Source organism: Pantoea anthophila, assembly GCF_006494375.1.
Classification (GTDB): domain Bacteria; phylum Pseudomonadota; class Gammaproteobacteria; order Enterobacterales; family Enterobacteriaceae; genus Pantoea; species Pantoea anthophila.
Window position 1 is genome coordinate 1 of sequence record NZ_VHIZ01000047.1, and the last position, 6448, is coordinate 6448.

General features: G+C 55.1%; 5 protein-coding genes. All 5 read left to right on the forward strand.

The window, feature by feature from the left end:
• Positions 1–585 precede the first annotated feature (585 nt).
• Positions 586–3126 (forward strand): DUF2169 family type VI secretion system accessory protein, encoded by a 2541-nt coding sequence (locus FJW00_RS11335; RefSeq protein ID WP_140924129.1) that lies wholly within the window; start codon positions 586–588, stop codon positions 3124–3126.
• The gene (locus FJW00_RS11340; protein ID WP_140924131.1) at positions 3123–4193 is read left to right on the forward strand and encodes a pentapeptide repeat-containing protein; all 1071 of its coding nucleotides are present in this window, start codon (positions 3123–3125) and stop codon (positions 4191–4193) included. The genes FJW00_RS11335 and FJW00_RS11340 overlap by 4 nt, the downstream gene beginning before the upstream one ends.
• Before the next feature lie 11 nt (positions 4194–4204).
• Positions 4205–4810 (forward strand): DUF3540 domain-containing protein, encoded by a 606-nt coding sequence (locus tag FJW00_RS11345; RefSeq protein ID WP_140924134.1) that lies wholly within the window; start codon positions 4205–4207, stop codon positions 4808–4810.
• 9 nt (positions 4811–4819) lie between these two features.
• A complete protein-coding gene (locus tag FJW00_RS11350; protein WP_140924136.1) occupies positions 4820–5212 on the forward strand; it encodes a DUF4150 domain-containing protein in 393 nt (130 codons plus the stop codon).
• Between the two features lie 43 nt (positions 5213–5255).
• Positions 5256–6448 (forward strand): type VI secretion system Vgr family protein (locus tag FJW00_RS11355; protein ID WP_140924127.1); only part of this gene is annotated, 1193 nt, incomplete at its 3' end.

The following is a 6448-nucleotide window of genomic DNA, read 5'->3' on the forward strand; positions in this document are numbered from 1 at the left end:
ACATGACATTTTCTGGGCTGCGTTGTGTTTTTTTTGTTATGTTTTTCATGTTTGTCATGTGTTATAGATTTTATTTAGGAATGGGGTGGCGATTCCCTTTATCATATGCCATTTTTTTATTTGTGTTGTTTGTTTTTTCTTTTATCATTTTTTAGCTTAACATTAAAAATGTTAAAAAGAATCAGCGCAAGCCATATCTGAATAAGCATGGCATCAAAATGCAGGGTGAAATTACTGATGTCTATATTCGTGGTGGAAATGGCAGTCCATTAATAAATATCATTATCACAATGCAGATGATCAGGTTTATGAAGGCCGAAGCTGTGACGTGATCAGAGCAGAAGAACTGGCGATGTATAGGGTCGGAAATAGCATAAAACTGACTTACGAAAAAGATCAGCCTGAAAGTTTTGCAATGCATATGCACAAATCCATTTTTAATTAGCATTGGAAGTAAATTAATACATATTTTCAATGCAGTCTCAGCCTATTCAAAAGAAGTATAAATATCTACACCATTCTCAATACCGGGTCGGGATCAGGCCCGGTATTTGTTTTATCTGTCGTTTCAAAAGGAACCCAGGCATGAAAATTATTAAGCCTCTGCGCCTGAGCGTACTTAATCGCCCGTTTCGCTGGCAGGGTAAAAATCATCTGGGCGTCACGGTGCTTGCGCTGACTGACATGGGGGAAAAGCCGCAGCTCCGTCCTGAAATGGAGCTGTGGCAACTGGCCGCCAGTGAGTTGCAAACCAGCGGTGGCGTGCTGGATCTGGCCATTCCAAAAGTGCGTGCAGAGTTTCTTGCCACAGGCCATGCATATACCCATCACCAGCACGACAAAACCGCCTGCGCAGCGCGCATTGACGTCGACACGCTGAGCAAATCGCTGGCGGTGTTTGGCGATCGCTACTGGGTTGGAAACCAGATAACGCAACCGCAACCGTTTGAATCAATGAGGCTCGACTGGAGCCGGGCATTTGGCGGGGAAGGGCACGATGAAAATCCTTATGGCTTAGGGATTCATTCCGAAGTGCATCAGGGGCACGAATTCATTCGCTTGCCCAATATTGAAGCCATGGCTGGTCGCCTCACTCATGCTAAACAAAAACCCGACCCTGCGGGTTTTGGACCACTCGACATCAGCTGGCCGCGTCGCTTTAGCCGTATGGGAAAAAAATATGATACCAGCTGGTTGCAGAATGATTTTCCGGGCTTTGCGCGTGATATTGACTGGAAAGTATTCAATGCTGCCAGCCCCGATCAATGGTGGCAGGATCGCGACGCGCTACCGGAACAGGCTACATGGCGTATCTGGAATATGCATCCACAAAAAGCGCTGCAGGAGGGTAAACTCCCGCCCTGGCAGGCGCGCTGTTTCATCAACCGCCAGCGCGGTGACGAAACGCTTTTTGAAGAAATAGCCCTGCGTGCGACGACGGTATGGTTTTTTCCGCATCTTGAGCAAATGCTCCTGCTGTGGCAGGGCAGCGTGCGCATTAACGAAGATGACGCGGCTGATGTCATGCAGCTGATGCCCGCGCTGGAAAAACAGGGGGCATCCCGGTCAGTCAGTCATTACCGCAAAGTACTCACGCAGCGTGTTGATAAAGAGAAAGGTGCGCTGTTCTCCTTCCGTGAAAAAGATTTAATTCCGGAAGAGACGATCGGTGCCTGGGTTGATAACCAGGTCGAACAGACTTCCAGTCCTATGCGGGAAAACATGCAGAATCGTGCTGCCCTGTTACGTGAACAGCATCGCGCGCGCATGGAGTCCAGCGGCGGCGAAGTTGATGACCTGCTGAGCGAACCGGAAGAGCCTGAACTGCCCCGACTCGAAGACCTGCCGGAATTCATTGAGAAAATGGAGCGGGAGGCACAGGAGATGCAGGCGAAGGCAGAGCAGCGCAAACGAGAGATGGAAGAAAAGTACCCGCAGAGCCAGAGTGATGAGCATCAGCCGCGGGGGCCGGAAACGCTGTTTCGCATGCAGGAAATGTTGCACCGTAATAAAGACACGCTGAGTGAGAAGAAGCTGGCTCAAAGCCGCGATGCGCTGCATCAGATGTACCTGATGTCAGTCAACAGCCAGCCGCCGGCCAGGCGCCTGAAAGGCGATCTGGCACAGATTATACGTCAGCGCGCGGAGCGCACCCTGGCGCAGGGCGGTAACTTCAGCGGTATGGATCTGACCGGTGCGGACTTTTCGGGTATGGACCTGCGCGGCGCGAACTTCAGCAAAACGCTGCTGGAGTGCGCCGATTTAAGTCACTGCCAGCTGGACGGCGCCAGCTTTCACAGTGCAATGCTGGCACGCACTGAACTGCATCATACCTCTCTGCGCGACTGTAACTTTGAAAACGCCACTCTGGTACTGGCGCAGTGTTGCCATAGCGATTTTTCCGGCGCGCAGTTCAAAGATACGCAACTGCAGGAAACACTGTTCGATAACTGCACGTTCAGCGACGCCACTTTCAGTGCCTTGCTATTCCGCGAAACCTGGTTTACTCAGTGTCGCTTCCATCGCGCGACGCTGCATAGCTGCGTTTTTATGGAGCTTAACCTTCCCGGTCCTGATTTTTTACAGGCAACGCTCACTAAGACGACGTTCTTGAAATCCACGCTGGAGCAGGCTTCATTCAGGCAGGCCGTGCTGGATAGCTGCTCGTGGGTAGAGACCCAGGCAAACGGAGCAGACTTCAGCGGTTCAACATGGACAGCCAGCGCAGTCGCTGCCGGCAGTTCTCTGAACGGTGCAGACTTTAGCCAGGCGACGCTGCGCCAGAGTAATCTGCGTCAGACGCCGCTAAACGGTGCGAACTTTACGCTGGCAAAACTGGAGAACAGCGATCTGAGCGAGGCCGCGTGTCAGGCTGCTGATTTCCGGCGCGCTAATATGACGGGCAGTATGTTTGTGCGCACTGATTTTCGTGATGCTGACTTTACCGATGCCAGTCTGATGGGGGCATTACTGCAAAAAAGCCAGCTGGGTGGGGCACAGTTTCGCGGTGCGAATCTGTTTCGCACTGATTTGTCTCAGGCCTTTACCAGTGATACCACTGAGCTTGACGGCGCGTGGATCAAACGTATCAAGACGCTTCCTAAGCGTGATGGAGAAATTGTATGACCACGCTCAGCGCAGCAGAATTGCAGCAGCGTATTAAGCAGGGCGAGGTAATAAGTGAACTTGATCTGCAGAACCTGGATTTACGTGGATGCGATCTTGCCGGCGGCGTATTTCAGGACGTTTCTCTGGCGGGTGCGGATTTGCAGGGCGCTAATCTGCAGGAAACGGTGTTCACTGAGTGTCAGCTTTCCCGGGTCAGGCTGAATAATGCCAGACTGGAGCAGACGGTATTTAATCAGTGCGAAATGGCAGGATTACAGGCGACGGACACCCGGCTGACCGAAACCGTATTGAATCAATGTGAACTGACCGGTAGCGACTTTTCACGCTGCGCACTGTTTACTACCCAGTTTATGCAATGTGCGCTGGAACAGAGCCAGTTCACTCAGGCTCAGTTCGACCGCTGCATCTTTTTTGAATCGCCGCTGGAGGCGTGCCGCTTCGACGGCTGCAAAAGCCTGCTCACCACGTTTTATGGTATTGATTTGCGTCAGACCTCGCTGACCGCCGGCGAATTTGATCGCACGGTATTTTTCAATTGTGACCAGCGCGGTAAAAATTACGAAAGACAGCGCTTCACCGGCTGCCAGTTCACGGACTGCGCGATGGATGACACGCTGTTAAATGGTGCGCACCTTGTGCAGTGCAACTTTAAAGGCGCATCGCTGAAAGCCGCGCAGCTCAATCAGGTGAATGCCAGCCAGGCGCTGTTCATGGAAGCCAACCTCAGCAACGCGCAGTGTAAAGGCAGCCTTTTTGATCAGGCTATTTTTGCCGGTGCGACGCTGATGCACACCGATTTCAGCGGCAGCCGCTTTTTCCAGAGCATCATGCAGCAGGTTAACGCTATGCAGGCGTTATTTAATCGTTGCGATCTGACCTACAGCGATTTCTCCGCCGCCGATTTGCGCATGGCCGATCTTCGTGGTGCCACTTTTTCCCGTACGCGTATGCACCGGGCGCGTCAGGAGAACGCTCAGTTCTCTGGCCGTCAGGGCATCATTGAATTTGATGAAGAACTACTGGCCGCAGAGGCCTGGAGCGCTCAACGCCAGAGCCGCAGTTAAGGAGTGAAATTATGAACAACGTAAATCATAAACTGGCGCAGGCCATTTTACCGCCAGTGCAGTCAGCGGGTTTAGTTACGCACTGCTTCGCTGATGCCAGCCTCACCGTTGAGTGTGATGGACGTGGCTGGCATTGCCGGCGTGCAGCCAGCTGCGTGATTGCGCCACAGGTGGGAGACACGGTGCTGGTAACCAGCGTCGAAAACCAGATCTGGCTGCTGGCGGTGCTGGAGCGCGCGAACGCGCAACAGGCTGAACTGAGCGTGCCTGGTGATTTACATATCCACAGTACGGGGGAGCTAAGTCTGAGCAGTTCCGCGTTGCGCATCAGCGCTGAACAGGGTGATTGTCACATCAGCGACATGAATTATAGCGGTGACAAGATCTCTGCCTGGGTCAGCCTTTCGCGCATCGTTGGCAAGCGTGCGGAATCGGTGTGGCAAACCATTACGCAGGTTAGCCATAACCTGCTGCGTACCACACGTAATACTGAACAGGTCCGGGCCGGTCAGCTTGATATGAAAGCCCAAGATTACGCCCGCCTGCATGCCAGCAATACGGTGATCACCTCAAAAGCCATTACGAAAGTCGATTCTGAACAGATTCATATGGGTTAAGGAGTAACAATGTTCGCAAACTGTCAGCTGTTTGGCGTGGATTTAGCTTTTCCGGATGTCTGCCTGACACCCACACCTGCGCCGGTACCGATTCCTTATCCGGATATTGCTCTGGGGCCTACCGCTATTCCTAATGCTATGAACATCCTGTTTATGGGGATGCCTGCGCATAATATGGCAACCGTCACGCCGCTGACGAACGGCGATAACCCCGGAGTAGCAACGGGTGTGGCATCAGGGACGGTAATGGGCCCATCACGCCACCTGACCGGGGCATTTACTGTATTACTGAAAGGCACGCCGGCAACCCGATTGACCAGCATGAGCCTGCAAAACTCCACCAATGCGATTGGGATGCGAATCGTGCCAAGTCAGTTCAAAGTGCTGATGCTGGCACCTTAAAACAGTAAATTTTGCCATATCTTCTTCAGAACAGGGATTACTTATGTTCTCACGTATTACCGCACAGCTGCCGGCGGACGGCCTGCTGTTCCACACGCTGAAGGGCACCGAGGCGCTGTCGCACCCGTTTGTGCTCACCGCCGAGCTGCTCTCCACCGACGCGCGCATCGACCGTCACGCCCTGCTGGGCCAGCCGGTGACGTTCACGCTGCCCACCGACGGCCTGATGAGCGCGCTGAGCCCGCGCTACCTCAACGGTAAAATCACCCGGGTGGCGGTGCGCAGCCAGGAGCTGAACGGCACGCGCTACGCGTGCTACGAACTCACGGTGGAGCCGGACCTGTGGCCGATGAAGCGGGACCGCAACCTGCGCATCTTCCAGAGCCAGACGGTGCCGCAGATAGTGCAGACGCTGCTGAAGGAGTACGGGGTGAGCGTCGAGACGCGGCTGGCGGGCAGCTACCGGGTGTGGGAGTACTGCGTGCAGTATCAGGAGAGCAGCCTGGACTTCATCAGCCGCCTGATGGAGCTGGAGGGGATGTACTACTTCTTCCGCCACGAGGCGGACAAACACACGCTGGTGCTGTGCGACGCGCCGGACCAGCACCAGGCGTTTCCGGGCTATGAGACTATCGCCTATCACGTCACGCCGTCCGGCGGCGTGGTGACGGAGGAGGGCATCAGCCAGTGGTCGCTGTCGGAGAGCGTGACGCCGGGGATGTACAGCACCGACGACTACGACTTCCGCAAGCCGAACGCGTGGATGCTGCAGGCGCGGCAGAACCCGGCGTCGCCGGTGCCGGGCGCGGTGGACGTCTACGACTGGCCGGGTCACTTTGTGGACCACAGCCACGGCGAGTCCTACGCGCGCATCCGTCAGGAGGTGTGGCAGGCGGAGCACCACCGCGTCAGCGGGTCGGGCACGGCCACCGGCATCGCGCCGGGGTACACCTTCTCGGTCCTCAACGCGCCGCACTTCAGCGACAACGGCGAATACCTGGTGACCTCGGCGAGCTATGACTTCGCCGAGAACCCCTACGCCAGCGGCGACGGCGGGGAGAGCCGCCACAACATTGACTTCACGGTGCTGCCGTCGTCGGTGACGTGGCGCACGCCGCCGGAGACGCCGTGGCCGAAGACGCACGGCCCGCAGACGGCGAAGGTGGTGGGGCCGAAGGGGGAGTCCATCTGGACGGACCGCTACGGGCGGGTGAAGGTGAAGTTTCACTGGGACCG